Origin of the sequence: Arthrobacter sp. LAPM80 (assembly GCF_046736435.1) — a bacterium.
Lineage (GTDB): Bacteria > Actinomycetota > Actinomycetes > Actinomycetales > Micrococcaceae > Specibacter.
In genome coordinates, this window is record NZ_JBCHVD010000001.1 from 359856 (window position 1) to 385168 (window position 25313).

General features: G+C 61.9%; 25 protein-coding genes and 1 pseudogene. 18 read left to right on the forward strand and 8 right to left on the reverse strand.

Annotated elements, in window-relative coordinates; genetic code table 11:
- The first annotated feature begins 177 nt into the window (after positions 1-177).
- From AAGW05_RS01645 to AAGW05_RS01660, 4 genes are all read left to right on the forward strand, one after another.
- Positions 178-1392: an aminotransferase class V-fold PLP-dependent enzyme gene (locus AAGW05_RS01645; RefSeq protein WP_411802717.1), complete on the forward strand. Its 1215-nt coding sequence runs from the start codon at positions 178-180 to the stop codon at positions 1390-1392.
- A gap of 68 nt (positions 1393-1460) precedes the next feature.
- On the forward strand, positions 1461-2762 hold the full coding sequence (locus AAGW05_RS01650; protein WP_411802718.1) for an ABC transporter substrate-binding protein: 1302 nt from the start codon (positions 1461-1463) through the stop codon (positions 2760-2762).
- 135 nt (positions 2763-2897) lie between these two features.
- Positions 2898-3740 (forward strand): carbohydrate ABC transporter permease, encoded by an 843-nt coding sequence (locus AAGW05_RS01655; protein ID WP_411802719.1) that lies wholly within the window; start codon positions 2898-2900, stop codon positions 3738-3740.
- Positions 3737-4573: a carbohydrate ABC transporter permease gene (locus AAGW05_RS01660; protein WP_411802720.1), complete on the forward strand. Its 837-nt coding sequence runs from the start codon at positions 3737-3739 to the stop codon at positions 4571-4573. Before AAGW05_RS01655 ends, AAGW05_RS01660 begins: the two co-directional genes overlap by 4 nt.
- On the opposite strand, the gene AAGW05_RS01665 is transcribed toward AAGW05_RS01660, so the two are convergent.
- Both AAGW05_RS01665 and AAGW05_RS01670 read right to left on the reverse strand, forming a co-directional pair.
- A complete protein-coding gene (locus tag AAGW05_RS01665; protein ID WP_411802721.1) occupies positions 4466-5143 on the reverse strand; it encodes a response regulator transcription factor in 678 nt (225 codons plus the stop codon). The genes AAGW05_RS01660 and AAGW05_RS01665 overlap by 108 nt on opposite strands.
- 268 nt (positions 5144-5411) lie before the next feature.
- Positions 5412-6893 carry an SDR family oxidoreductase gene (locus tag AAGW05_RS01670; RefSeq protein WP_411802722.1) on the reverse strand — a complete coding sequence of 494 codons (1482 nt, stop codon included), beginning with the start codon at positions 6891-6893 and terminating at the stop codon, positions 5412-5414.
- Positions 6894-6925: 32 nt separating this feature from the next.
- On the opposite strand from AAGW05_RS01670, the gene AAGW05_RS01675 reads away from it, so the two are divergent.
- The 10 genes from AAGW05_RS01675 (at position 6926) to AAGW05_RS01720 (ending at position 16781) form a co-directional block, all read left to right on the forward strand.
- Positions 6926-7489 (forward strand): MarR family winged helix-turn-helix transcriptional regulator, encoded by a 564-nt coding sequence (locus tag AAGW05_RS01675; RefSeq protein ID WP_411802723.1) that lies wholly within the window; start codon positions 6926-6928, stop codon positions 7487-7489.
- Positions 7490-7521: 32 nt separating this feature from the next.
- The gene (locus AAGW05_RS01680) at positions 7522-8652 is read left to right on the forward strand and encodes a polyprenyl synthetase family protein (RefSeq protein WP_411802724.1); all 1131 of its coding nucleotides are present in this window, start codon (positions 7522-7524) and stop codon (positions 8650-8652) included.
- Positions 8653-8654: 2 nt separating this feature from the next.
- Positions 8655-9671: a phytoene/squalene synthase family protein gene (locus AAGW05_RS01685; RefSeq protein WP_411802725.1), complete on the forward strand. Its 1017-nt coding sequence runs from the start codon at positions 8655-8657 to the stop codon at positions 9669-9671.
- Positions 9668-11467 (forward strand): phytoene desaturase family protein, encoded by a 1800-nt coding sequence (gene crtI, locus AAGW05_RS01690; protein WP_411802726.1) that lies wholly within the window; start codon positions 9668-9670, stop codon positions 11465-11467. The genes AAGW05_RS01685 and crtI overlap by 4 nt, the downstream gene beginning before the upstream one ends.
- Complete coding sequence (locus AAGW05_RS01695; RefSeq protein ID WP_411802727.1) at positions 11464-11814, forward strand: lycopene cyclase domain-containing protein; 351 nt, start codon at positions 11464-11466, stop codon at positions 11812-11814. The genes crtI and AAGW05_RS01695 overlap by 4 nt, the downstream gene beginning before the upstream one ends.
- Positions 11811-12131 (forward strand): lycopene cyclase domain-containing protein, encoded by a 321-nt coding sequence (locus AAGW05_RS01700; RefSeq protein WP_411802728.1) that lies wholly within the window; start codon positions 11811-11813, stop codon positions 12129-12131. The genes AAGW05_RS01695 and AAGW05_RS01700 overlap by 4 nt, the downstream gene beginning before the upstream one ends.
- On the forward strand, positions 12128-12982 hold the full coding sequence (locus AAGW05_RS01705; RefSeq protein ID WP_411802729.1) for a prenyltransferase: 855 nt from the start codon (positions 12128-12130) through the stop codon (positions 12980-12982). Before AAGW05_RS01700 ends, AAGW05_RS01705 begins: the two co-directional genes overlap by 4 nt.
- 50 nt (positions 12983-13032) lie before the next feature.
- Entirely contained in the window at positions 13033-14400 is a 1368-nt protein-coding gene (locus tag AAGW05_RS01710) for a cryptochrome/photolyase family protein (RefSeq protein WP_411802730.1), read from the forward strand.
- Between the two features lie 58 nt (positions 14401-14458).
- Positions 14459-15511, forward strand: a complete 1053-nt coding sequence (locus AAGW05_RS01715; RefSeq protein WP_411802731.1) for a 3-isopropylmalate dehydrogenase — start codon at positions 14459-14461, stop codon at positions 15509-15511.
- 157 nt (positions 15512-15668) lie between these two features.
- Positions 15669-16781 carry a branched-chain amino acid aminotransferase gene (locus AAGW05_RS01720; RefSeq protein WP_411802732.1) on the forward strand — a complete coding sequence of 371 codons (1113 nt, stop codon included), beginning with the start codon at positions 15669-15671 and terminating at the stop codon, positions 16779-16781.
- A 104-nt stretch (positions 16782-16885) separates the two neighbouring features.
- Here AAGW05_RS01720 and AAGW05_RS01725 read toward each other — a convergent pair whose 3' ends face one another.
- Positions 16886-17986 (reverse strand): mechanosensitive ion channel family protein, encoded by a 1101-nt coding sequence (locus tag AAGW05_RS01725; protein ID WP_411802733.1) that lies wholly within the window; start codon positions 17984-17986, stop codon positions 16886-16888.
- A gap of 230 nt (positions 17987-18216) precedes the next feature.
- Here AAGW05_RS01725 and AAGW05_RS01730 point away from each other — a divergent pair, with 230 nt between their 5' ends.
- The 3 genes from AAGW05_RS01730 to AAGW05_RS01740 all read left to right on the forward strand — a co-directional run bounded on the left by AAGW05_RS01730 (position 18217) and on the right by AAGW05_RS01740 (position 21523).
- Positions 18217-19065, forward strand: coding sequence for a formate/nitrite transporter family protein (locus AAGW05_RS01730; RefSeq protein ID WP_411802734.1), 849 nt, complete (start codon positions 18217-18219; stop codon positions 19063-19065).
- Between the two features lie 22 nt (positions 19066-19087).
- Positions 19088-19864 (forward strand): fumarylacetoacetate hydrolase family protein, encoded by a 777-nt coding sequence (locus AAGW05_RS01735; protein WP_411802735.1) that lies wholly within the window; start codon positions 19088-19090, stop codon positions 19862-19864.
- A 246-nt stretch (positions 19865-20110) separates the two neighbouring features.
- Positions 20111-21523, forward strand: a complete 1413-nt coding sequence (locus AAGW05_RS01740; protein WP_411802849.1) for an amino acid permease — start codon at positions 20111-20113, stop codon at positions 21521-21523.
- 100 nt (positions 21524-21623) lie between these two features.
- Here AAGW05_RS01740 and AAGW05_RS01745 read toward each other — a convergent pair whose 3' ends face one another.
- The 5 genes and pseudogenes from AAGW05_RS01745 to AAGW05_RS01765 form a co-directional block, all read right to left on the reverse strand.
- Positions 21624-21905 carry a hypothetical protein gene (locus tag AAGW05_RS01745; protein WP_411802736.1) on the reverse strand — a complete coding sequence of 94 codons (282 nt, stop codon included), beginning with the start codon at positions 21903-21905 and terminating at the stop codon, positions 21624-21626.
- A gap of 246 nt (positions 21906-22151) precedes the next feature.
- Entirely contained in the window at positions 22152-22421 is a 270-nt protein-coding gene (locus AAGW05_RS01750) for a hypothetical protein (RefSeq protein WP_411802737.1), read from the reverse strand.
- Positions 22422-22447: 26 nt separating this feature from the next.
- Positions 22448-22672 (reverse strand): annotated as a pseudogene (locus AAGW05_RS01755) (serine hydrolase); the annotation flags it as partial.
- A 127-nt stretch (positions 22673-22799) separates the two neighbouring features.
- The gene (locus tag AAGW05_RS01760) at positions 22800-23297 is read right to left on the reverse strand and encodes an SRPBCC family protein (protein WP_411802738.1); all 498 of its coding nucleotides are present in this window, start codon (positions 23295-23297) and stop codon (positions 22800-22802) included.
- On the reverse strand, positions 23294-23656 hold the full coding sequence (locus AAGW05_RS01765) for an ArsR/SmtB family transcription factor (protein WP_411802739.1): 363 nt from the start codon (positions 23654-23656) through the stop codon (positions 23294-23296). The genes AAGW05_RS01760 and AAGW05_RS01765 overlap by 4 nt, the downstream gene beginning before the upstream one ends.
- Before the next feature lie 154 nt (positions 23657-23810).
- Here AAGW05_RS01765 and gltX point away from each other — a divergent pair, with 154 nt between their 5' ends.
- Positions 23811-25310, forward strand: a complete 1500-nt coding sequence (gltX, locus tag AAGW05_RS01770; RefSeq protein WP_411802740.1) for a glutamate--tRNA ligase — start codon at positions 23811-23813, stop codon at positions 25308-25310.
- Positions 25311-25313: the final 3 nt, after the last annotated feature.

Consider the following 25313-nt stretch of genomic DNA (forward strand, 5'->3'; position numbering starts at 1 on the left):
CTCATCATATGTGTTTTCAAAGTCATCGGACATCTTGCGCCGCAAAGAGGCTCTGGAAGCATTACATTCTCATAACTTTACGAAGTCATCTGATGAGTATTGGAAGTGATCTCTTGTCTTTGACTTTTTTGTGAGATAACTTACAGGTACTTCGATCCGCCCTAGAGAGAGTCCACCGTGCCAATCCCCGCACTGACCGCACCGTTCCCCCTGCTCACCCCCGAGGGTGCCCCGGCCATTTCCGATTGGTCCATGACGCCGGGCAAGGTCCACCTGAACCACGGCTCCTACGGGGCAGTTCCCCTCGCTGCGCAACAGCAACAGCTCCGGCTCAAGGTTGAGATGGACCAAAATCCCTGCACCTGGTTCATGGGACAGGCTGCCACCCTGGCCGGCACCCGCGTCGGCATTGCGGAATTCCTGCGCGTCCCCCACGAGGACATGGCGCTTGTCATCAATGCCAGTGCCGGCGTCAGCGCCGTCTACAACTCGCTGCCGTTTGCCGACGGCGCCGAAATCGTCACAACCGACCACACTTACGGCGCGGTTCTTGAAGGCGCAAAGCGCATTGCCCGCAAGCACAACGGAAAGGTGCAGGTGGCCTCGGTGCCGCTCGACGCCGACGCGGCACTTGTCCTGGAACTGGTGATGGCGCAGGTCAACGACCGCACGGCCCTGATTGTCATTGACCAGATAACTTCCGCCACCGCGCGCCGCTTCCCCGTCGTGGAGATTGCCGCGGCAGCGGGGAAGCTTGGTGTTCCCGTGCTTGTCGACGGCGCCCATGCACCCGGTGTGCTTGCCGAACCCGTTCCCGACTTTGACGGGTTCTGGGTCGGAAACCTGCACAAGTTTGCCTGCGCCCCGCGGGGCACGGCGGCGCTGGTGGCGCGCGGGGCGTTCCGCCGCTACCTGGAGCCCTTGATAGATTCGTGGGGCTTCCCCCATGTCTTCCCCGAGAGCTTCGACCACGTTGGCACCCAGGACATCACGTCATGGATGTCGGCAAGGACGGCGATTGACACGGTGGAAGCCAGATACGGATGGGATGGGTTCCGCAGCTACGCCGCCTCCCTCGGCGACTATGGCCAGCGCATTGTGCAGCATGCCTTCTCAGCCCTGACGGGGGAGGACGCGTCGGTGGACGTGGGCATGCCGGTTGATCCGCTCCGGCTGATCAGGCTGCCGCGGGGCCTTGCCGAAACCCATGAGGACTCACACGCGGTGCGGGCACTCATTTCCGATGAGCTTGACTTTGAAACGGCCATCACCACCTTTGGCGGAGCAGGCTACCTCCGGCTGTCCACCCACCTGTACAACACCCCGGCCGACTACGAAGCATTCGCCGAGCGTGCCGTCCCCGCCCTTGCCAAGCTCGCCCAGGCCCGTTGACAAGGGACTTGACTGAATCTTCCTGAACACAAACAATCTCTGCCTCACACCACTTTGAAAGGTCATCCATGAAATCCAAACTCACGACCATAGCCGCACTGGGTGTGGCAGCCGTCCTGGCAATCTCCGGATGCGGCGGCGCTGGCAGCAAGGACGCCGCCAATGGCCAAGTCACCCTGAAAATGGTTGAAAGTCTGACAAACCCCACACGCACCGACACCATCAAGAAGCTTCTCGCGGGCTTCGAAAAGGACAACCCCAACATCAAGGTTGACCTGATTTCGCCTCCCACCGACTCCGCGGACCAGAAGATCCAGCAGATGCTGCAGTCGGGCAAGGGCATAGACGTCGTGGAGGCCCGCGACATCACCGTCGGTTCCTTCGGCGCCAACAAGTGGCTCTACGACATGAGCGCAGACCTGAAGGGTTGGGGTGGCTGGGCCGACCTAACCGACAACGCCGTGAACTACTCAAAGCAGGACGGCAAGACCTACTACATCCCCTACGGCTTCTACGGCCTGTCCCTGTTCTACCGGACGGACCTGGTCAAGGACGCAGGGTTCAGCGGCCCGCCGTCGAGCTGGAAGGAGCTGATCAACCAGGCCGAGAAGCTCAACGACCCCTCCGCCAACAAGTTCGGTTACGCATTCCGCGGAGGCCCCAACGCCAATTCAAACGCCGTGGCAGTCATCGAGGCCTACACAGCGGACCAGGTCAACAAGAAAAACGCGTTCCTGCTGAACAACGGCAAGACCATCTTCTCCGCCCCTGAGGCGCAGACGGCCATGGACGACTACATGGAACTGTTCAAGAAGGGCTCGCCGCCGTCGTCAGTTGCCTGGGGCTACCCGGAAATGGTGCAGGGCTTCAGCAACGGTTCCACAGCGTTCCTGCTACAGGACCCCGAAGTGATTGCAACAATCAAGGAATCCACCTCCGTCAAGAAAGACCAGTGGAATGTTGCACCGCTGCTGGTCGGCCCCACGGGTAAGGCCATCCAGCCGGTGGCGTCCGCGGGTTGGGGCATTGCCGAAAGCAGCGCCCACAAGCCCGAGGCCGTCAAGCTGATCAAGTACCTGGCGCAGGGCGAACCGGCGACCACCTTCAGCAAGGACAACAGCCTTGTCCCGATCCTGAAGTCGGCCGCCAAGGACCCGTTCTACAGCAAGGGCCCGTGGGCCGCCTACGTGACAATGACAGAAAACCCCGACACCTACATATCGGCCGTCCAGCCGCGCGGTGTTGCCTGGTGGACCGAATGGATCAAGAAGTCCGACGGCGAACTGCAGCGGGTCCTCACGGGCAAGATGTCCACCAAGGAACTGCTGGCCAGCTGGGATTCATACTGGACCGAAAAGATGGCGAGATAATTCACCGTGGCTTTCAATGCACAGCGGACGGTGGTGCGCGGACCGGAAACGGCCAGCGCACCACCCGGGCCGTCCCCGGAGTACCGGAGAAAGCGGCGGTTCAACTCCCGAACCGCCTGGACCATGGCAGCCTTTATGGCCCCAGCAGCCATTTTCGTTGCGATCTTCACCTATTACCCCATGATTTCCGGAAGTCAGATGGCGTTCAGACACTGGAACCTCAATGACCTCTCCGACACGTCCTGGGTGGGCTGGGGCAACTTCATCACGTTGTTTGAGAATCCGGAATTTGGCACGATCGTCCGCAACACCGTGGTGTGGGTTGTTGGCTCACTCGTGCCACAGGTTGTCATCGGGTTCGCCCTGGCCCTGTTCCTGAAGCGCAAGTTCAGATTCCGCAGCGGCTACCAGGCGTTGATCTTCTTTCCCTGGGCCGTGTCAGGTTTCCTCATCGGCATGCTTTTCCGCTGGATGTTCAATGCCGAGTTCGGCGTGGTCAACGACCTGCTGATGAAGGCGGGCATCATCCAAACGCCCATCCCGTGGCTGGCGGAGCCCGGCTTTGCCATGACGGCAATCATCATTGCCAACATTTGGTACGGCGTGACGTTCTTCGCGATCCTGATCCTGGCGGCCCTGCAATCGGTATCGGATGAAATGTATGAGGCCGCGGCGATCGACGGCGCCGGCAAGATTCGCACGCTGTTCAGCATCACGCTGCCGGCCATTGCCGTGACGCTTGGCTTGACGATCCTGCTGCGCATCATCTGGATCTTCAACTTCCCTGACATCATCTGGGCCATGACGGGCGGCGGTCCGGCGGACCAGACGCACATCATCACCACGTACATGATCAAAATTACGCAGGAAGGCGATTACGGCCAGGCCTCGGCACTGGGACTCATCGTGGTCTGCACCTTGATGCTGTTCGCCGTCTTCTACCTGATGGCCATGCGCCCCCGAAAGGTAAACCGATGATTGACAAACAAACCGCCTTTGGCCGGGTCAGCAAATTTGTCTTCCTTGGCATCTGCCTGATCGTCACGATATTCCCGCTGTACTGGATCGTCGTCACCTCACTCAAGGCCCCGGGTACCATCTATTCGCTACCCTTGGATTACTGGCCCAAGGAACTCTCGTTCGAGAACTACATCGGCTTGTTCACCAAGAGCGACTTCGGCCGGTACATGATCAACAGCCTCGTCGTGGCGACCGTGGCGTCTACCGTGGCGACGCTGATCTCGCTGCTCTCCGCCTACGTCCTGGCCCGCTTTCAGTTCGCCGGCAGGGGCGCCGTCATGGCCGCGTTCCTGCTGACCCAGATGATCCCCGGATTCATCGCCCTTGGCCCGCTGTACATGATGATGACAAAATTCGACCTTGTCGATTCAAAGACCGGCTTGATCCTGGTGTACATCGCCATTTGCATACCGTTCTGTACCATCATGCTGCGCGGCTTCTTCGAAAACGTGCCCGATGCGTTGGAGGAGGCGGCCATGATTGACGGCTGCTCCCGCCTCAGCGCACTGTTCAGGGTCCTTGTCCCCGTCATGATGCCCGGCATCGCCGCCAGCTTCATCTTCAACTTCGTCAACTGCTGGAACGAGTTGTTCCTGTCCGTGACCCTGATGAACTCCGACGAAAACAAGACCATCCCGACGGCGCTGGCCGGTTTCATCTCCAGCTTCAACATCGACTGGGGCTCAATGTCCGCCGCAGCCGTGCTGACGGTTGTCCCGACGCTGGTGATCTTCGCCTTCGCCAGCAAGTTCATCGTCCAAGGCCTCACCGCGGGAGCGGTCAAGGGTTAACCCCTTCGTTGAGGAGGAGACGATGCCTGCCTCAAACGCGATGAGGTCCACCTGGACCCTGTCGCGGGCGTGGAGTTTGGCCAGGATGTGCCCCACATGGGTTTTCACCGTCGCCTCGGAGACGAAAAGTTCCATGGCGATCGCAGGGTTTGAGAGCCCGTTGCAGATCAGCACAAAAAACTCGTGTTCGCGGGCCGTCACGGATGCGACCGCGGAGGCATTTGCGTCATTGGCAGGGCTTGGTTCGGACGGCATGGGCGCCACCTTGGTCCGCGCCATCAGCCTGCGCGTTGTTTCCATGCCATCCATACTGGGCATGCTCACATCCATCAGGACGACGTGGGCCGCCGTGGCAGAGAGCCGCCCCCATGGCTTGAATTCCGTTGCCGCAGCCCGGAGCGGGGCGCCCGTGGAGGTGCCGTCGTCGTGCTTGGGGATCGGTGCGGTGTCAGCGAACGACGCCGATGCCCCCTCCCGCCGCCCCGCACCGGGGCAGCTGGCGCCGTCCCTCGCCCGCAACGGAGTAGTCGGCAGGCAGCCCGGCGGCCCGGACGCCAAGGAGGAGTTCATCGAAGTCGGCCACCCCGGCAGTGGGCGCGTTCGTGAAGCCGCTTGGTGCGGGTCAAATCTCCCTCCGTCCAACTGGACAGGACGGCAAGTGCGTAAAGCGATTGGCACTGCGATGTTGGCCGGCATAGGTTGGACGTGCAGTGCACAGTGCAGGATGGCGACCCCGGCGATGATGCTTCCGGCCGTCACCGTCCGGGTGCCGCGCCACGCCAAGGGGACCACGAGGGCGGTGCCGCGTCAGGCCAAGGGTGGAGACGGGCTGGGTCCCTCAGCCCTGCTGGGCGGCGGCTGTGATCCTGTTGGCCATGCTTTTGAAGATGATGCCGTGGAAGGGCAACACCCCCAGCCAGTACAGCCGACCGGATAAGCCGCGTGGGAAAAAGATGGCCCGTTGGCGGTATGTGCTTCCGGACTTGTTGCCTTCTTGCGTTGACGGAGTCACTTCAAACTCCAGCCAGGCCCTGCCGGGCACCAACATTTCCGCTCGGAGGCGCAGCAGCCGCCCCCGTTCCAGGGTTTCCACCCGCCACCAGTCCACCGTGTCGTTGAGCTGGAGATGATTGGGGCTCCGTCTTCCCCGCACAAGTCCCGCGCCACCTGCTACCTTGTCCATCCAGCCACGCACGGTCCAGGCGAAGGGCAGGGAATAGTAGCCGTTTTCCCCGCCGATGCCCTCAACCACTTTCCAGACATCCTCGGGCCGGGCCTTGGTTTCCTGGGTGCGTTCGTCGGTGAAGACGGTCAGGCCGGCCCACTCGGGGTCGCTGGGCAACGGTTCCGCCGGGGCACTCAGGGCGTGTGCCGTGGCCCAGGTGGTTTCCACTGTGTCGGCCTCGATCTTGTGCAACGCCAGCTCCACTGCCCGCCGGTAGGGTGTCAAGCCTCCCTCCGGCTCGGGAATGTAGGCGTCAATGTCCTTTTCCCGTGCCACACAGTCGTGTTGCAAGGATTCCACCAGCGGAATGGCCAGGCTGCGCGGAACGGGCGTCACCAGGTTCACCCACTGGGCAGCAAGCCAGGGGGTGAGCACGGGAAGCGGAAGCACCACGGGACGCCGGAACCCGCCCGCATCGGCATAGACCTTCATCATTTCCGCGTAGGTGAGGACCTCGGGACCGCCAATGTCGAAAGTCCTGTTGATCTCAGGGGGCAGATCTGCAGCACCCACCAAGTAGTGCAGGGCATCCGTGACGGCTATGGGCTGGATTTTGTTCAGCACCCATTTAGGGGCCGGCATCACCGGCAGCACATCGGTGAGGTGGCGTACCATTTCAAAACTGGCCGACCCGGAACCGATGACAAGTCCCGCCTGAAGCACCACCGTGGGTGTGCCTGAGGCCATCAGGATTTCCCCGACTTCCTTGCGTGAGGACAGATGGCGGCTCAATTCGCCCTGGGGATGCAGGCCAGAAAGGTACACCAGGCGTTTGACACCTCCCTCACGGGCGGCTTGGCTGAGATTGCGAGCACACAGGCGTTCCATCCGGCCAAAGTCTTCCGAGCCACTGGTGTTTGAGGACATCGAGTGCACCAGGTAATAAACGGTATCGGCTCCGTTGCACAACTCGGCGGCCGCAGCCTCATCCGCCAGATCACCTTCCAGGACGCGCACTTGCTTGCGCCACGGCACATCCCGCAGCTTGTCACTATTGCGGCTCAGGACCGTCACATCATGCCCGGCCTCCAGCAACAACGGGATCAAGCGTCCGCCAATGTAACCGGTGGCACCTGCGACTGCTATTTGATTCACAATTAAACCTCCCTGTAGACAAAAGCTCTTGCATGAACCATTATTTATTTAGATTTTCTAATTATCAATGGATGAGTGAAAAAATGCATGTCAACCCCCAAGATGGACGGCCCCGGATGCATCCGGCAACGGTGGTCCTTCGTCAGATATTAGAACTGAACGAAGTCATGGAGTTCGCCATGCGGCGCGAACTAGCCCTGAAGGAAACGGATTTTCAGGCCATGCAGCATCTGATCAAGCACAGGACCATGTCGCCTGGGGAACTAGCGCAATTGCTGCACCTAACACCTGCGGCCACCACCACCGTAATCGACAGGCTCGAATCTAAGGGACATATTTCACGCACCCCACACCCCACGGACAGACGCCGGCAGTTGATCAGCCCCAGCCCGAAGTCCGTTAAGGAAACCATGGCGCGCCTGATGCCGATGATTCTTGGCGTGGATGCCAAGGTTCGGACTTACACACCTCAAGAACAAGAGGCCATTGTGGACTTCCTCACAAGCGTGGCAGGCTCAATGATTGAAAGCTCAGCCGCATTGGGCAGTCCTTCAACCGGCACCACCACGAGAACGCCAGAGAAGATGGAGGGGTAGAAACCATGTCCCTGGACCATGAATGGAAAAGTATGATCCAACCCGGATTCCTGCTCGATGACAGTGGCGCCCGCGCCATGGCAGCATTGCCTGCCAGCGAAGGTACTGGTGCTGCGGCATTGATGGACTGGGCAGCTTTCAAGGAACAGGTCAGGGAATCCCTGGCAGGGTACTTCTCTGCCCAGAAAGCGCGGGCAGGGAAGTATTCGCCGGCCTTCGTGGAACTCTGGGAGCACTTGGCCGCCAGCACGGAGGGTGGGAAGTGGATGCGGCCGAAACTGGTGCACCTGAGCTACCAGGCCTTTGGTGGAATGGACTCGAAGGCATGCAGCGACCTTGCGGCTGCCTATGAGATGCTCCACGCTGCACTGGTGGTCCACGATGATGTCATTGACAGGGACTTTGTTCGTCGGGGTGCTGCAACCTTGGGCGCCGTTTACCGTGACGGCGCCACCTCCCAAGGCCACGACCCTGACATAGCAGAGCATGCCGGCTATTCTGCCGCCATCATTGCCGGTGACCTGTTGCTGACAGGCGCCCTGCGACTGGCTGGCTCTGCCACCGTTGGGCATGAGCAGGCAGGAGCCATTTTGGAAACTGTCCATGAGGCGATTTTTGCCTCGGCCGCCGGTGAACTGGATGATCTGCTGTTCTCGCTGGGGCAAGATTCTCCCGGCTTGAGCGAGGTGTTAAACATGGAGCGATTGAAAACTGCCGTCTACTCCTTTGAGATGCCGCTGCGTGCCGGTGCCCTGCTGGCAGGGGTCGGGATAGCAACAGCTGACGCACTGGCCGCGGTGGGACGCGACATTGGTGTGGCATACCAAGTGGTGGATGACGTTTTGGGCACCTTCGGCCAAGAATCTGTGACAGGAAAGTCCGTGGAGTCTGACCTGCGCGAGGGAAAGCGCACCATCTTGACAACTTTTGCCCAGGAATCTGGCGAGTTCACCGACACCTTGGCAGCCTTCCGTGACGGGCATGCGGACGTCCAGGACGTGCGTCAGGTATTGCAGGGCCTGGGCGCCCAGGAATATGCGCTCAACTTGGCCCAGTCGCTGGTCAATGATGCGCTGGACAAGGCTCAGGAGCTGGGTGTGCCCGAATTCCTGTATCTGGAACTCTCTGAAATCTGTGACTACGTACTGGCCAGGAGGAACTAGCCATGGACAACGACCCTTTCCACCAGTACTCGCAAACCGCCGCGGATAGCGCCGCGGTGGTGATTCGGCGCTATTCGACCTCCTTCGGGATGGCTTGCCGGCTTCTGGGTGCCGGCGAACGCCGGGACATTGAGAACATTTACGCGCTGGTGCGCATCGCCGATGAAGTGGTTGACGGTGCAGCCGCGGCAGCGGGCCTGAGCCCGGCGCAGGTGCAGGAACAACTCGATACGCTGGAGCTGGAAACCGAACGGGCCATGACCTTGGGCTACAGCACCAACATGGTGGTCCATGCTTTCGCTGCCACGGCGCGGCGCACCGGGATCGAGCCCAGCCTCACCCGGCCGTTCTTTTCCTCGATGCGCGCTGACTTGACCACGGCGGATCATTCCAAGGACACCTTGGCGGACTACATCTACGGCTCCGCGGAAGTGGTCGGTCTGATGTGCCTGAAGGTTTTTCAGGCCATGGAGGATGCGCCGCCGGCGGATGCGCAGATGCTTGTCCACGCGGCCCGGAGCCTGGGTGCCGCCTTCCAAAAAGTAAACTTCCTACGAGATTTGGGGGCTGACACCTCGGATTTGGGTCGGCACTACTTCCCCGGGGTGGACCCGGCCGCGCTGAGTGAACTGCACAAGCAGGCGCTGCTGGATGAGATCCGCGCGGACCTGGCAGCTGCCAAGGACGGGATGGTCTTTCTTGCACCCGCCGCTAGACGTGCGGTGGCACTGGCCCACGCGCTTTTTTTGGCGCTCGTGGAAAGGCTTGAACACACCCCGGCCGCCACCTTGGCAAGCAGGCGTGTCCGCGTGCCGGGATATCAAAAGGCCTGCCTTGCCGCTCGGGTGTTGACTGCCCGGTACCCGAAAAACGTCGGGAACGACAGCGGCCTGCGCGCCGCCGGCGCACCCCCAGCCCACGTACTGACCACCGATGTTGCGCAGGAGATTGCGCCCCTGCCAACCCCGGGGCCCACCACGGACGAGTTACACGAATCCGCACAGCAGGGAGCATCATGAACGGGCCGCGACAGCCAGCATTCATCCGCCGAGCCGTATCGTTCTTCAAGGACTCCACGGCTGGAACAGGGGACCGGGCAACCGTGCTTCCCGCCAAGACGGCGGAACAGGTGGCGGCGCCGGAACAAGCCGTGGTGATTGGCGGCGGCATCTCCGGGCTGGCCACCGCCGGCTTGCTGGCCCGGGACGGGCACCGGGTGACAGTGCTGGAGAAACAGCAGGACCTTGGCGGACGGGCAGGGCGCTGGGAGAAGGATGGCTTCGTTTTCGACACCGGTCCTAGCTGGTACCTGATGCCGGAGGTGATCGATCACTGGTTCAAGATGATGGGCACCAGCGCCGCCGACGAGCTGGAATTGACGCGTCTTGACCCGGCCTACCGGCTCTTTAGCGGTCCGGGGGAGGTAACCGTCGATGTGCGCACGGGGCGTGCAGAATCCATTGCCCTGTTCGAATCCCAGCATCCAGGCTCCGGTGCGGCGCTGGCCAAATACCTGGACTCCGCTGAACTGGCTTACACCCTGGCCAAGCGGCATTTCCTCTACGACCCCTTTGGCACGCTGCGCGGACTGCTGAACCCGGCCGTTCTCCGCCATGGGCCCAAACTTCTTCAGCTGCTCACCCAGACACTGGACAGCTATGCCGCACGCCGCTTTTCAGACCCTCTGCAACAAAAGATCCTTGGATACCCGGCAGTCTTTCTGGGCACCAGCCCGAACAAGGCCCCCTCGATTTACCACCTCATGAGCCATCTGGACCTGCAGGACGGGGTCCTGTATCCACAAGGTGGATTCATGGCCGTGGTGGATGCCATGGAACGGGTGGTACGCAAGGCCGGGGTAACGATTTCCACCCGGGCCACGGCCACGGCGATCCTCACCGCCTCCGCCACCACACCGATCCGCTGTGAGGCGGTTTCCTGGCGCGATGGGGAGGGAGCTGAGCACAGCACACCTGCCACCTTGGTGGTGGGGGCCGCTGATCTGCACCACATTGAAACCAGGCTGCTGCCGGAACGTCAGCGCACCATTTCGGCAAAAAAGTGGAGCAAGGCAGATCCTGGCATCAGCGCCGTCTTGGTGTGCCTGGGCGTCCAAGGCAGGCTACCTGCGTTGTCCCACCACAACCTGCTCTTCACCGAGGACTGGCAGGACAACTTCGCGCGAATCATCCAAGGACGCACACTGGCTGACACCACCTCGCTGTATGTCAGTCGTCCCAGCGCCACCGATTCCTCCGTGGCGCCGGAGGGCTGCGAAAACCTTTTTGTGCTTGTGCCAGCGCCGGCGCTTCCCCGGTGGGGCAGGGGAGGGATTGACGGAACGGGCTCGGCTCAGGTTGAACAGGTAGCCGACGCTGCCATTGCGCAACTGGCGCTGTGGAGTGGCACCCCGGACTTGGCCGAGCGGATTGTTGTTCGGCGCAGCTATGGTCCGGCGGATTTCCAGGACAACGTCAACGCCTGGCAGGGCAGCGCACTGGGCCTTGCCCACACGCTGCGCCAGAGCGCCTTCCTGCGTCCGGGCAATGTCAACCACAAGGTGGCGGGCCTGTATTACGCAGGGAGCTCGGTCCGCCCCGGTATTGGTGTGCCTTTGTGCATGATCAGTGCCGAGCTGGTGCTCAAGTCGGTCCGCGAAGACACATCGTCCGGGCCGCTGCCCGAGCCACCTGCCCCCACTACACGAGCCGCAGATGTGCAACCCCCAGCTGTTGACGTTGGAGATCATGACGTTGCCCATGCTGAAGCCGTTGATGCCGACGCCGCCCTGCCGAAAGGGGTGGGCGGCGCATGATTTATCTGCTCGTCCTGCTGTTTGTCATCGCCTGCATGGTTGCGTTGGATGCCCGGTGGAAGCTGTTTGTTTTTGCCCGTCCCGTTGCAGCGCTCTCCGTGTTGGTGCTGGGAACGGCCTTCTTTCTCACCTGGGATGTGGCGGCCATTGCGGCAGGCATCTTCCTGCACCGGGAATCGGCTTTGATGACCGGAATCATGGTGGGGGAACAACTGCCTTTGGAGGAAGTGTTCTTCCTGTTATTCCTGTGTTACCAAACCATGATCCTGTTTACCGCAGCCCAAAGGGTTTTGTACAAGCGCAAGCGCCAGCGCATGGCAATGTCCGTGACGGGGGAGAAGAAATGAGTTTCATTGAGCTCAATGTGATCTTTGTGGCTGTTGCCGTGGTGGTCCTCCTGCCGACTCTGCCATGGCGCGGCTCCGTGGCCGGCGGCATGGGACGGGTGGTGGTTCCGCTGGTTGCTACTGCTGTGGTGATGGTGGCGCTGACAGCGGTCTTTGACAACATCATGATTAGCTCCGGACTCTTTGACTATGCCGGGCACACGCTCAACGGCGCCCGTGTGGGTCTGGCGCCCATTGAGGACTTTGCCTATCCAGTGGCGGGCGCGCTGCTGCTGCCTGGCTTGTGGTTGCTGTTCACCCGGGGAAGGAAGACATGAAGACACTTTTTGTTTCCTCACGCCCGGTTTCCTGGGTCAATACGGCCTACCCGTTCGCCGCGGCCTATTTTCTGGCCACCGGTAGGATCGACTGGGTCTTTGCTGTGGGAACACTGTTCTTCCTGATTCCTTACAACCTGGCCATGTACGGCATCAACGATGTTTTTGATTACGAGTCCGATCTGCTCAATGCCCGTAAAGGGGGCATCGAGGGTGCGGTGCTGGACCGTAGCCACCACCGTTTCATCTTGGTATCGGCAGTGGTGTCAGTGGTCCCGTTTGTAGTGGTGCTGCTCACTCAAGGTGGGGTGCTGGCGAATGTGGTGCTGGGCATCTCACTGTTCGCGGTTCTCGCCTACAGCGCGCCGGGACTGCGATTCAAGGAACGTCCCTTCCTGGATTCGATCACCTCCAGCACTCACTTTGTCTCACCTGCCGTGTATGCGCTGGTGCTGGTGAACGCGCCGTTCACCCCCGGGATTTGGGCCTTTTTGGCGGCCTTCTTCCTCTGGGGCATGGGCAGCCACGCCTTTGGTGCGGTGCAGGATATTATTCCTGACCGCGAGGGTGGGTTGGCCTCCATTGGTACGGTGTTGGGGGCGCGAGCCACGGTGGGCTTCGCCGTATTCTGTTATGCCGGGGCCGGAGTGCTTATGCTCTTCACTGCCGTTCCGCTAGCTGCGGTACTGGCCGTTCCCTACCTGGTAAACACCGTCCCGTACCTGCGTCTCAGTGATGCGAACTCCGAACAGGCCAATGTGGCATGGAAGCGCTTCCTGTGGTTGAACTACCTCAGCGGCTTCCTGGCCACCCTTGCGCTTATCTGGTTGGCCACCGGGCACGGCGGCTGAGCCTCAGAAGACCTGCTGCCACCAACACCCACTTCACCGAAAGGCCCACTATGGGTATCTCCCTTGTCTGGTTCCGCGACGATCTCCGTGTTGCCGACAACCCCGCCCTCCTCGCAGCAACTGCTGAGGGGGATGTGGTGGCGCTCTACGTGCTCGATGAGCGCTCCCCTGGCATCCGCCCGCTCGGTGGGGCCGCGAAATGGTGGCTGCACCACGCGCTGGTGGATCTCCGGGAGGAACTGGCGTCACTGGGCATCCCGCTGATACTGCGCCAAGGCGGCGCAACGGACCTCCTCCCGGAAATCTGCAACGAACTGGGCGCCACCTCATTGTTTTGGAACAGGCGCTATGGCGGCCCCGAGCGCGCCGTGGATGCCCAGCTGAAGCAGTGGGCCAGCGGGCAGGGGATCCACACGGAGAGTTTCCATGCCTCCCTCCTGCATGAACCGTGGACACTCACAACAGGCGCCGGAAACCCCTACCAGGTCTTTACCCCGTTCTGGCGGGCGCTCTCGGAACGGGACTTCCGGAACCCCATGGAAGCGCCCGACGCCGGCCGAGGCCACCAGGGTCAGTTGCCGGAGGCGGACGCGCTGGAATCATGGGCTCTGCTGCCCACCAGTCCGGACTGGGCATCGGGGCTTCGCGAGAGCTGGCAGCCCACGGCAGCAGCGGGCCACGCCGCCTTGGCACGCTTCCTGCAGGAGCCGGTGAGGAACTATGCAAGCGCCAGGGACCGGCCTGATCAAGTGGGCACCAGCCGGATTTCACCGTACCTGCGGTGGGGTCAGCTCAGCCCGTTCCAGGTGTGGAACGCGCTCGCAGAACGCCGCAGCGAGGCCGGCCCGGACGCATCGGTATTCGCCTCCGAACTCGGGTGGCGCGAATTTTGCTGGCACCAGCTCTACCACCACCCGGATTTGGCCACCACCAACCTGCGTCGGAAATTTGATGCCTTTCCCTGGCGCACCCCCGGCGGAGACGGGCCCGTAGGCGAACGTCACTGGCTGGCGTGGTGCACCGGCACCACAGGAATTCCCTTGGTCGACGCGGGTCAACGCGAATTGTGGCACACCGGTGTCATGCACAATCGGGTGCGAATGGTGGCAGCCAGTTTTCTGGTTAAAAACCTTGGCATTGACTGGCGTGCGGGCGAGCAATGGTTTTGGGACACCTTGGTGGATGCCGACGCTGCAGCGAACCCGGCCAACTGGCAATGGGTTGCAGGGTCAGGGGCCGACGCGTCACCTTTTTTCCGGATTTTCAATCCCGTGACGCAGGCCAAGAAGTTCGATCCGCACGGACGCTACGTGGGACGGTGGGTGCCGGAGATCCTGACGCCGGAGTATCCGGAACCGATCGTTGACCTGCAAGAAACCCGCCGGGCAGCTTTGGACGGGTACGACTCAATTAAATAGCCATCTCAAAATGTAAGATCACTTGCCCATTATGTGGATGTTTTCGTAGGCTGAATCCATGAGCGCATCGATTGATATTGCAGTAATTGCCGGCGACGGCATTGGTCCCGAAGTAACAGCCGAGGCTGTGAAGGTGCTGGCAAGGGTTACCGCCGCCGAAGGCGTGGAATTGACGTTGACAGACTACAAGCTCGGTGCCGAGCATTGGCTGGCCACGGGGGAGACCCTATCCGATTCCACCATCGAGGCCCTGCGTGGCCATGACGCCATTCTCTTTGGTGCCGTCGGTGCGGCCCCCGGCGACACCTCCATCCCGTCAGGGTTGATCGAACGCGAGATGTTGCTCAAGCTCCGCTTCGCCCTTGACCACTTCGTCAACCTGCGCCCCTCGTTCCTGTACGACGGCGTGGCCTCACCTTTGGCGAACCCCGGCAGCATTGATTTCGTGGTGGTCCGAGAAGGTACCGAAGGTCCCTATGTTGGCAACGGCGGCGTGCTGCGCAAGGGCACCCCGCACGAGGTGGCCACGGAAGTTTCAGTCAACACCGCGTTTGGTGTTGAACGCCTTGTCCGTGACGGTTTCCGCCGCGCCAGCGAACGCCCCCGCAAGAAGCTGACGTACGTGCACAAGCACAATGTGCTGGTCTACGCGGGCCACTTGTGGAAGCGCACGGTTGAGGCCGTGGCGAAGGATTTCCCCGAGGTCAGCGTTGACTACCTGCACGTTGATGCCGCCATGATTTTCCTTGTCACGGACCCCGCCCGCTTCGATGTCATCGTCACCGACAACCTCTTTGGCGACATCGTCACCGACTTGGCCGCGGCCGTCACCGGTGGCATCGGCCTGGCAGCCTCGGGCAACATCAACATGGACCGCAGTGCACCGTCCATGTTTGAACCCGTCCATGGTTCGGCCCCCGATATTGCCGGTCAGCAGAAAGCAGATCCGACGGCGGCGATTCTGTCCGCGGCCCTGTTGCTGCACCACCTGGGACACCACGGCGCTGCGGGCCGGATCGAGGCTGCGGTGGCTGCCGATGTCGCCACCCGCAACCCGGCGTCCCCTCGCTCAACCAGCACCATTGGCGACGCAATAGCGGCTGCTCTTTAGCGCCGTCGTACGTTGTTGGGCAGAGTAGGCTAGGACACACAGGGTGAACGCGCCGTAACTGAACGATTGCGGCGCTCCAGCCTGTGCGACGAACTAAACAGGCACCAAACCCCCACCCTGCGACGAAGGCACGGGAGGGATACCTTGTGGAGGAAGCATGACCCAGAGCGCCAATGAGCTGAACTTTTCCCTGCAGCTGAACGAGAACCCGAAGAGCACCGCGGCCCGGGACGAGATTTTGGCAAACCCTGGATTCGGGGATTACTTCACCGACCACACGGCCGTGGTTGATTTCAAAGTTGACGCGCACGGCGTGGGTGGCTGGTCCAATGCACGTATTGAACCGTATGGGCCCATCGCCATGGACCCTGCGGCCGCGGTACTGCACTACGGCCAGGAAATTTTTGAGGGCATGAAGGCCTACCGGCACGCCGACGGCTCCATCTGGACGTTCCGTGCCGAGGCCAATGCCGCCCGGCTCAATGCCTCCGCCCGGCGTCTGGCGCTGCCGGAACTGCCTACCTCAACGTTCCTGGAGTCGCTGCGCCAGTTGGTTTCGGTGGATCAAGACTGGGTTCCTTCAGGGGACGGCGACGCGTTGTATCTGCGCCCGTTTATGATCGCCACCGAGGCATTTCTTGGTGTCCGCCCGGCCCGCGAGGTTTCCTACCGTGTGATTGCCTCACCGGCTGGAAACTACTTTGGCGGCGAGCTCAAGCCCGTGTCGATCTGGCTCACCACCACCTATGCCCGCGCCGGCGAAGGTGGCACGGGCGAGGCCAAGTGTGGCGGCAACTACGCAGCCTCGCTGGCCGCGCAGATGGAGGCGGAAGCAAACGGCTGCAAGCAGGTTCTCTTCCTTGACAAGTTCAACGACAATGCCGTCGAGGAGCTCGGCGGCATGAACATCTTCTTCGTGTTCAAGGACGGTACACTCGTCACCCCCGAGCTCAACGGGCACATCCTGCACGGGATCACCCGATCCTCCGTCATGCAACTGGCAGCGGACCGGGGCTTGAAAGTGCAAGAACGTAAGATCACGATCGATGAATGGCGATCAGGGGTTGCCAACGGCGAGATCACCGAAGTCTTTGCGTGCGGCACCGCTGCTGTCATCACCCCGATCGGCGAACTGAAGACGGCCGAGGACACCATCGCCTCACCCGCACAGGGCATCGGGCCGGTCACGGCCGCGATCCGCGAGCAGCTTTTGGGGATCCAGACCGGAGCCGTCCAGGACCTGCACGGCTGGTTGACCCGGCTGGATTAAGAACCGCCTTCGGTTTCCGCGCCCGCTTCCCACTTCCGCGCCCGTTCTACCGGGCGCGGAAGTGGGAGGCGGGCGCGCTTCTGCTTAAGGCGCGGAGCCGAGGCTCACCGTGGATTGGCGGCGGAGACCAATTCAATCCCGGGCCGGGGCGCATCCGCGGGCGAATATCCGTCCCGGGGGCTGTGCTCCCACCGCTGACGGGGGATCGATGCTCTGTGCAGGCTCTGGACATGGGTGAGCAGGGACTCGCGCACCAGGCAGCGCAGGTCCCACAGATCGCCGCTGTCCTTGGCGCTGACCACGATCCGCAGCCGCACCTTGCCGTCAATCGCGTCGGTCACTTCCATCTTGCCGGTGCGGCCGTCCCACAGTGGTGAGCCTGCCAAGGTCTCATCCAAGTGCCGTCGGAGCTCGTCCACAGGTGCCAGCCAGTCGACGTCGAACTCCACGCTGCCCATGATCTTGGGACTGTTCCTGGTCCAATTCTCAAACGGTGTGCCGGTGAAATAAGTGGAAGGCAGGATCAGCATCCGCTCATCCCACACCCGCACCACAACATAGGTCAGGGTGATTTCCTCAATGCGGCCCCACAGACCTTCCACCACAACCACATCATCAATGCGGATCGCGTCGGTAAAAGCCAGCTGGACGCCGGCAAACACGTTCGATAGTGAACTCTGCACAGCAAGACCGGCCACAATGGAGATCAGTCCGGCAGAGGCCAGAAGCCCTGTCCCCAGCGCCCTGACCTCGGGAATGGTGAGCAGGAGGCCCGCCACGGCGAGGGTGATCAGCAGCGCCGTGACGATGCGCCGGCCCAGAGTTATCTGCGTGGTGAGCCGGCGCAGCTTGCGGTTGTCCACACTCTGGGCGGTGAAGTGGCGCAGCAAAAGCCGTTCCCCGATCCCTAGGGTGACAATGGTCAGCCAGCACAGCGCCACAATGATGGCTGTCATGGTGGCGAATTCGACGGCCGGGAACCAGCCCCGGCCGGATGCTGTGAGAGAGAGGCCAATACGGACACCCACCAAGGAGAAAACCCCGAAAACCGGCAGCTTGGCCTTCGCAGATCGGCGGGCGAAACCCGGAACCTTCCGAAAGGCGTAGTTGGCGGCGAGCCGGACGGCAAGGGTTAGCAATGCTGCGCCGGTCAGGGCAGCCAGGATCGCCAAGATGGGTAAGATGCTCGTTTCAAATGAGTCCATCTTTCGATGGTGCCAGAGCCCCCCGGGGGGATGTCCAGCTGGCGCGCACGGATCGGACAGAGGTCACATGCTGTACACATGGAGCCCGCAGGTGGCTCACATGGGTAGCTGTGGAAAGAAATCTTGCGGGGATCGTGCAGTCTGATGCGCTTCAGGCATATCATCCATAGAAAGCAGCGGCTGTGGCGCCACGTGGTGGCGGACCGGGTCAGGTCTACTGAAGGGCAGACATGGATGATGAGCAGCGCCGGCGTGAGCTCGGATCGAACGATGCACCGGTTGAGGAGGAACTAGAGGAGGTCTTTGATCGCATTGTGGAGGAAGGCGCCCAGCGTTTGCACCGCAGCTGGACCTCCGTGCTTGTTACCGGCATCTTCGGTGGATTTGAGGTGGGGCTGGGCGTGATGGCGTATCTCGCTGTCAAGGATGCCACCGGCAGCAGCCTGATGGCCGGACTGGCCTTTGGTGTTGGATTCATTGCGCTGCTTCTGGCCAAGAGCGAACTGTTCACGGAAGGGTTCCTAATCCCGCTGGCCGCTGTGGCCGCGAAGGAAGCGCGCGTGAGCCAGTTGCTCAAACTCTGGAGCGGGACGCTGGTGGCCAACCTTGTGGGCGGCTGGATCATCATGTGGCTCGTGATGCAGGCATTTCCGCAGTGGCGCGAAACCATCGTGGAGGCTGCCGCCCACTATGCCTTGGCCCCGCTGAGCGTGCAGACCGCGGCATTGGCGGTCCTGGGCGGGAGCACCATCACCCTGATGACACGGATGCAGCACGGCACGGACTCCATGCCGGCAAAGATCGTTGCAGCCGTGGGCGGAGCGTTCTTGTTAGCCGGCCTGCCGCTTTTTCACTCGGTGCTCGACTCCCTGCTGATCTTCGGAGCCATCCATGCCGGTGCACCGTTTGGCTACCTCGAATGGTTGAACTGGTTCTGGTACACGGTGCTGTTCAATGTTGCCGGCGGGGTGCTGCTGGTCAGCGTCCTGCGCCTGGTGCGCACCAAGGAGCTGTTGGCAGAGAGACGCATTGATGGCGGTGCCGCAGGCAACGGGTCGGATAGAGGCCGCCCGAAGTGAGTTTCCCGTTACACTAAACCACATGCGTATAGCCCGTTTTGTAGTAGACAATGACCCCATGTACGGCATCGTGGAAGGGGCGTCAGGCAGTGAAACAGTCACAGTCATCAAGGGCGACCCGTTCTTCAACGGCGTGGAAAAAACCACCATCACCTACCCCCTGGTCGATGTGCGCCTCGTGGCCCCGATCATCCCGCGCAGCAAGGTCATCGGCGTCGGCCGCAACTTTGCCGAGCACGCCCGTGAACTGGGCAACGAAGTCCCCGATAACCCGCTGCTGTTCCTAAAGCCCAACACGTCTGTGATTGGCCCCAACGAACCGATCGTGCTGCCCGAGTTTTCCGAAGAGATCTCCTACGAGGCCGAGCTGTGCGTTGTCATCGGCCGCATCTGCAAGGATGTGCCGGAGTCGCGTGTTGACGAGGTCATCTTCGGCTACACCTGCGGCAACGACCTCACCGCCCGCGACGTCCAGGCTGGCGACGGCCAGTGGGCCCGCGCCAAAGGCTTCGACACGTCCGCGCCCCTGGGCCCGTGGATCGAAACCGAACTTGACCCCGACGATGTCTATATCAAGGGCTGGCTCAACGGCGAACTCCGCCAGGACGGCAGCAGCAACCAGATGGTGCGCAGCGTCCGCGAACTCGTTTCGATTGTCTCCCACGCGTTCACCCTGCTCCCGGGCGACGTGATCATGACGGGCACCCCGGCAGGCGTCGACCTCCTGCAGGCAGGTGACCGCTACGACGTCGAAATCGAGGGCATCGGCCGCCTCTCCAACCCGGTGGTCCGCCGCTAGAGTTCAACTTTTTATAAAGCCAGGTGCCGCCTTACGACGGCGGCACCTGGCTTTTGTTATCGGGCCTGGCTGCGCTGTGCCCGTCGTCACGTCCCAAGGTTTGCGTAGTAGACTTCTTTAGTCTTTCGCCCCCAGGGTTGTACCTTTCCGTGAAAACCGGCTAAATCACGGGGACCAGGCGAGCCAGGACGTTCACCAACCTAAGGATTTTGCGTGTCACAAGACGTCACAGACACAGCACCAACTATGCACGGAACCAACCAGGTTTCGGCCGAGGGATATTCCCAGACACTCTCACGCCGGCACGTAACAATGATCGCCATGGGCGGGGCGATCGGCGTCGGACTCTTCATGGGCGCCGGTGGCCGCTTGGCCAGCACTGGCCCGGCACTGGTGTTTTCCTACGCCATCGCCGGCGTCATCGCTTACCTGCTCATGCGGGCGCTGGGTGAGCTCATCATGTACCGGCAGACCTCGGGATCCTTCGTGTCCTATGCCGGCGAGCTCTTCGGCAAGAAGGGCGCGTACCTTTCGGGCTGGATGTACTTCATCAACTGGGCCATGACGGGCATCGCCGAACTCATTGCCATCGGCTTGTACTTCACCTACTTCTTCCCGGGAGTGCCGGTGGAGATCAGTGCCGTCTGCGCCCTGGTGCTGCTCGTGGCCGTGAACCTGCTCAGCGTGAAGGCGTTCGGGGAATTTGAATTCTGGGCTGCCTGCCTGAAGGTGGGTGCCATTGTGACCTTCCTGGTGGTCGGCACCATCATGGTGGTGATGAACGCCCAGGTGGGTGCATCACACGCAACCGTCAACAACCTCTTCCACGGCGAAGGCGGCATGTTCCCCAAGGGCGGCCTGGTGATGATTCTGGCCCTGAATGCGGTGATCTTTGCCTACAACGCCATCGAACTGGTGGGCATCACGGCCGGTGAGATGAAGAATCCGGAACGGGAAGTGCCCAAGGCGATTCGCGCCGTCGTGCTTCGCATTGTGGTTTTCTATGTCGGCTCGGTGTCCCTGCTGGCCATGCTTATGCCGTCGGACCAGTACAAGTCGGGGGAGAGCCCGTTCGTGACGGTTTTTGCCACGATGGGCCTTGACTGGGTTGGCTCGGTCATGAACTTCGTTGTCATCACCGCGGCGCTGTCGTCCTGCAATTCGGGGCTCTATTCCATTGGCCGGATCTTCCGCACCATGGCCAACAACGGGCACGCGCCGGCCTGGCTGACGAAGATGTCCTCGCGCCATGTTCCGTACGCGGCCATTCTGAGCATCGCGGGCGTCTACCTGGTTGGCGTGCTGGCGAACATCTGGCTCGGCGGATCCCACGCCTTCGACCTGGCCCTGAACACCGCATCCATTGGTGTGATTTTCACGTGGGCATCCATCTTCGCCTGCCAGATCCTGCTGCGCCGCAAGAAGGGCAAGGTCTCATCGCTGCCCATGCCGGGTGCGCCGTGGACAAGCTGGATCGGCCTGATTGCGCTCATGGCCATCACGGTGCTCATCGGTTTCGACACCATGACAAATCCCGACGGAAGCCAGTACCTGCTGGGCCTGTGGACCCTGTGCACCGTCCCCGTGTTCGCGCTGGTGCTCTGGTTCGGCTGGCAGTTCGTGAAGAAAAACGAACCAAAGAACGCACTGTTCACCTGATGGGCGCGTGAAACGCCGGTCCTTGTTCCCCGCCGTCCGTGGATGATCCCGTTTGCGGGTTTCGACACCCGTATACCGGTGTCGAAACCCGCAAACGGGATCATTTTTCCTTCGAGGCAAGCCGGTGGCTGTTTCGATGGCGCCCGGCGCCAGGGTCCACGACGGACTCCCGGAACGGCGTCCCCGCAGGCGACCAGGACCGGAAGGGATCCCTGTAGCTTGCATCGATGAAGGCTTGCTCGTGGAGGTAGTCGGCATACCCCGATGTCAGCTGTCCCATGGTCACCCTGGCGCTGTTGGGTACCTCGGGAGACCACCGTGAGGGCTTGTCATCCAGGGCCACCATCTCCGCACCAACGAGTTGGAGCAATGCGGTCGCCATATAGGAAGCGCATATCGGCGGTCGCGGGAACACCGGGCATCGATGCGCCCAAGGCCTCCGTGATGACCTCCTTCCGGCTGACGGTCACCGGCACAATGAGCGGCTTCAAATATTGTTCGTTCATGGCCCGGCCACGATGTCGCGGATTTCCCCGCCTGTGCCGGATCGACTGACGCCTTCTGTGTCTTCCCCGATGAATGCTCGACGGCGCCATGGAACTGAGCCGTTGGACCTGGGCTGCGGTTTTCAGCAGGCGTCGCCCCGCCGCCAGTGCGCGGCCAGGTGGGATTCCAGCCTGTGGCGTTGGCAGGGGTCGTTTGCCCCGGGCATCCAGGCCGACCCGAGTTTCAGCGGGCCAAGGATCTGCTGCTGCAGGACATCGGGGAAGGTGGAACCCGTGACCTTTTCAATGACGTTGCCCAGGCGTTGGCCCGGCGTCCGAATCCTGGTGGGATCGGCGAACAGCTCGTGGGTGAAGTTCACATCAAGGGTGCAGCTGGAGGTGCCGCTTGTCATGTCCAGCAACATGCCCAGGGTGATGTTTACGCCGTTGGGTTCCCGGGTACGTAGCCTGAAATGGTGTCGTCGAGCTTCAGTTTCCCTTCCGTGGCGAACTGCAGGACAAGGGTTCCGGTGAAGGTCTTCGTGACGGATCCGATGCGCTGGTGCAGGTCAACCTCCGTGGGCGCCTTAATTGCCGGATTGGCAACGCCGTAGGACTCGGACCAGGGGCCGTCCAGCCCCTGCACGCCAACGATTACCCCGGATGCTGCGGTCCCTGCCCAGTTTTGCCCGGGAGTCGGACTGGTTCCCTAGACTCAGGTCTTCAAAAAAAGACGCCGATCCCGCTCGTCGACACCGGATCGAGGAGTCCACAAGCAGCATCGGGGTCCTTTAGGCGACTTGCTGTTCGGCGAGGATGGCGTCGATCTGGCCCATGGCCAGCCCCATGCCTTCCTCCATGCCCATCGCCAGCATCTTGTCCATCTGCTCGGCGCTTTCGAACGTCGTGGTGACGCTCATGCGGGTGCTGCCACCGGCGTTTTCGATGGCGACCGCCATGTGCGCGGAGCCCATATCGGTGACGGGGGCGCCGTTGGCGTCGGCGAATCCGTCGTCGAGCTCCAGGCTGCTCGGCGCGGCCACGGCCGTGAACTTCCACCAGCCCCGGGCCTTGCTGCCGTCGGGGCCTGTCATGAAGTAGTCGGCCTTGCCGCCGGGCTGGAATTCGTACCGCTCAAACGTTGCCGGCCAGGTGGGCGGGCCCCACCAGCGCTCCAGCTGGCGCGGGTCCTCCCAGATTTGCCAGACGCGTTCGACGTCGGCCGCAAACTCCGCCGCGATGGTCAGGGTCAGTGCCTCGGGTGTTTTGGTGGAACTGATGACTGTCATGGTGTTTCCCTTCCCAGCCCTTCGGGCGGTCCTTGTGCCAGAATGTCCGCGATCCGCCCGACTCGCGCCCGCCAGATCGCCTCATACTCATCGAGCAGCCGGCGGGCCTTGTCCAGGCCCTCGTGGTGTGCACGCACCAGCTGCTCCCTTCCGCGCTTTTCCTTGGTCACAAGGGAGGCGCGTTCCAACACGGCCACATGTTTCTGGACCGCTGCGAAACTCATGTCGTAGTACTGCGCCAGCCCGGAGACCGACAGTCCGTCCAGGCTGACCCGCCGGACAATGTCGCGGCGGGTCGAATCGGCAAACGCCTGGAACAGGCGGTCCAGTTCAATGTCTTTCAGCTCATCTACAACCATTTGGTTGTATGTTACGCCGGAACGGAATGCCGCGTCAAGGGGTGTGCCGGGAGGGGCGGAAGGCGGGACGACAGCGGCGCCCGCGTTCCGCCGTCGTGCGTGGAATTGGGGTTCAGTTCGAAACCGGCCCCATGGCGACTAAACTGGGACCATCATGACTATTGCTGCCCCCATCCCCACTGTCACAGCCGAAACTCCTGTCAGGGTACGGTTCTGCCCGTCGCCCACAGGCACGCCCCACGTCGGGCTGATCCGCACCGCCCTGTTCAACTGGGCCTACGCCCGGCACACCGGCGGAAAGATGATCTTCCGCATCGAGGACACCGACGCCAAGCGCGACAGCGAGGAAAGCTACCGGCAGCTCCTTGACGCTTTGAAGTGGCTCGGGATCACCTGGGATGAGGGTGTTGAGGTGGGCGGCCCGCACGAGCCGTACCGCCAGTCGCAGCGCGGGGACATCTACCAGGGCGTCATCGCCAAGCTGGTCGAGGGTGGATTCGCGTATGAGTCATTTTCCACACCCGAGGAAGTCGAGGATCGTCACAAGGCCGCCGGCCGGGACATTAAGCTCGGATACGACAACTTTGACCGTGACCTCACGCCCGAGCAGATTGCTGCTTTCAAGGCCGAGGGTCGTGCGCCGGCGCTGCGTCTTCGCATGCCCGATGCCGACATCACGTTCACCGATTTGGTCCGGGGCGAGATCACCTTCAAGGCAGGATCAGTCCCGGACTACGCAATCGTCCGGCCCAACGGCGCACCGCTGTACACGCTGGTGAACCCCGTGGACGACGCCCTCATGGGCATCACCCACGTGCTGCGCGGCGAGGACCTGCTGTCCTCCACGCCCCGCCAGGTTGCCCTCTACCAGGCCCTGTATGCGGTGGGCGTCGCGCAATACATGCCGCTGTTCGGCCACCTGCCCTATGTCATGGGGGCCGGCAACAAGAAGCTCTCCAAGCGCGACCCCGAGTCGAGCCTGTTCCTGCACCGCGACCGCGGCTTCATTCCAGAGGGCCTGCTGAACTACCTGTCCCTGCTGGGCTGGTCGCTCTCCGCCGACGAGGACATCTTCACCGTTGACCAGCTCGTGGAAAACTTCGACATCCACGACGTCCTGAGCAACCCGGCCCGTTTCGACATCAAGAAGGCCGAGGCCATCAACGGCACCCACGTGCGTCTTTTAGAGGCAACCGACTTCCGCAACCGCCTCGTCCCGTACCTGCAGGCCGCCGGCCTCGTGGGGGAGACGCTGACCGACCGCGAGAACTTCATTCTTGATGAGGCCGCCCCGCTGGTCCAAGAGCGCATCACCTTGCTGGGCGAGGCTCCGGAAATGATCTCGTTCCTTTTCAAGAAGGACGACGCCGTTGACGTCGCCGAGGATGCGCTTAAGGGCATGCCCGAGAACCTGTCCGAGGTTTTGGATGCAACCCTGGCCGCCCTGGAGCCACTCGAGGACTGGAGCGCCGAGTCGATCCAGGCTGCGTTGAAGTCTGCCCTGGTTGAGGGCATGGGCATCAAGCCCCGCTTCGCCTTCGGTCCCGTGCGCACGGCACTGTCGGGCCGCAAGGTCTCCCCGCCGCTCTTTGAATCAATGGTCATCCTGGGCAAGGATTCCTCCCTGGCCCGCCTGCGCGCGTTCAGGGGCTAATCA

What these genes read in the sequence shown, in the direction of transcription:
- gltX (WP_411802740.1), top strand. Translation starts at nt 23,811, where the DNA reads ATGACTATTGCTGCCCCCATCCCCACTGTCACAGCCGAAACTCCTGTC.
- AAGW05_RS01750 (WP_411802737.1), bottom strand. Translation starts at nt 22,421, where the DNA reads ATGACAAGCGGCACCTCCAGCTGCACCCTTGATGTGAACTTCACCCAC.
- AAGW05_RS01665 (WP_411802721.1), bottom strand. Translation starts at nt 5,143, where the DNA reads ATGAACTCCTCCTTGGCGTCCGGGCCGCCGGGCTGCCTGCCGACTACT.
- AAGW05_RS01715 (WP_411802731.1), top strand. Translation starts at nt 14,459, where the DNA reads ATGAGCGCATCGATTGATATTGCAGTAATTGCCGGCGACGGCATTGGT.
- AAGW05_RS01685 (WP_411802725.1), top strand. Translation starts at nt 8,655, where the DNA reads ATGGACAACGACCCTTTCCACCAGTACTCGCAAACCGCCGCGGATAGC.
- crtI (WP_411802726.1), top strand. Translation starts at nt 9,668, where the DNA reads ATGAACGGGCCGCGACAGCCAGCATTCATCCGCCGAGCCGTATCGTTC.
- AAGW05_RS01695 (WP_411802727.1), top strand. Translation starts at nt 11,464, where the DNA reads ATGATTTATCTGCTCGTCCTGCTGTTTGTCATCGCCTGCATGGTTGCG.
- AAGW05_RS01650 (WP_411802718.1), top strand. Translation starts at nt 1,461, where the DNA reads ATGAAATCCAAACTCACGACCATAGCCGCACTGGGTGTGGCAGCCGTC.
- AAGW05_RS01705 (WP_411802729.1), top strand. Translation starts at nt 12,128, where the DNA reads ATGAAGACACTTTTTGTTTCCTCACGCCCGGTTTCCTGGGTCAATACG.
- AAGW05_RS01735 (WP_411802735.1), top strand. Translation starts at nt 19,088, where the DNA reads ATGCGTATAGCCCGTTTTGTAGTAGACAATGACCCCATGTACGGCATC.
- AAGW05_RS01765 (WP_411802739.1), bottom strand. Translation starts at nt 23,656, where the DNA reads ATGGTTGTAGATGAGCTGAAAGACATTGAACTGGACCGCCTGTTCCAG.
- AAGW05_RS01720 (WP_411802732.1), top strand. Translation starts at nt 15,669, where the DNA reads ATGACCCAGAGCGCCAATGAGCTGAACTTTTCCCTGCAGCTGAACGAG.
- AAGW05_RS01655 (WP_411802719.1), top strand. Translation starts at nt 2,898, where the DNA reads ATGGCCCCAGCAGCCATTTTCGTTGCGATCTTCACCTATTACCCCATG.
- AAGW05_RS01675 (WP_411802723.1), top strand. Translation starts at nt 6,926, where the DNA reads ATGAACCATTATTTATTTAGATTTTCTAATTATCAATGGATGAGTGAA.
- AAGW05_RS01745 (WP_411802736.1), bottom strand. Translation starts at nt 21,905, where the DNA reads ATGGCGACCGCATTGCTCCAACTCGTTGGTGCGGAGATGGTGGCCCTG.
- AAGW05_RS01710 (WP_411802730.1), top strand. Translation starts at nt 13,033, where the DNA reads ATGGGTATCTCCCTTGTCTGGTTCCGCGACGATCTCCGTGTTGCCGAC.
- AAGW05_RS01730 (WP_411802734.1), top strand. Translation starts at nt 18,217, where the DNA reads ATGGATGATGAGCAGCGCCGGCGTGAGCTCGGATCGAACGATGCACCG.
- AAGW05_RS01760 (WP_411802738.1), bottom strand. Translation starts at nt 23,297, where the DNA reads ATGACAGTCATCAGTTCCACCAAAACACCCGAGGCACTGACCCTGACC.
- AAGW05_RS01725 (WP_411802733.1), bottom strand. Translation starts at nt 17,986, where the DNA reads ATGGACTCATTTGAAACGAGCATCTTACCCATCTTGGCGATCCTGGCT.
- AAGW05_RS01740 (WP_411802849.1), top strand. Translation starts at nt 20,111, where the DNA reads ATGCACGGAACCAACCAGGTTTCGGCCGAGGGATATTCCCAGACACTC.
- AAGW05_RS01700 (WP_411802728.1), top strand. Translation starts at nt 11,811, where the DNA reads ATGAGTTTCATTGAGCTCAATGTGATCTTTGTGGCTGTTGCCGTGGTG.
- AAGW05_RS01680 (WP_411802724.1), top strand. Translation starts at nt 7,522, where the DNA reads ATGATCCAACCCGGATTCCTGCTCGATGACAGTGGCGCCCGCGCCATG.
- AAGW05_RS01660 (WP_411802720.1), top strand. Translation starts at nt 3,737, where the DNA reads ATGATTGACAAACAAACCGCCTTTGGCCGGGTCAGCAAATTTGTCTTC.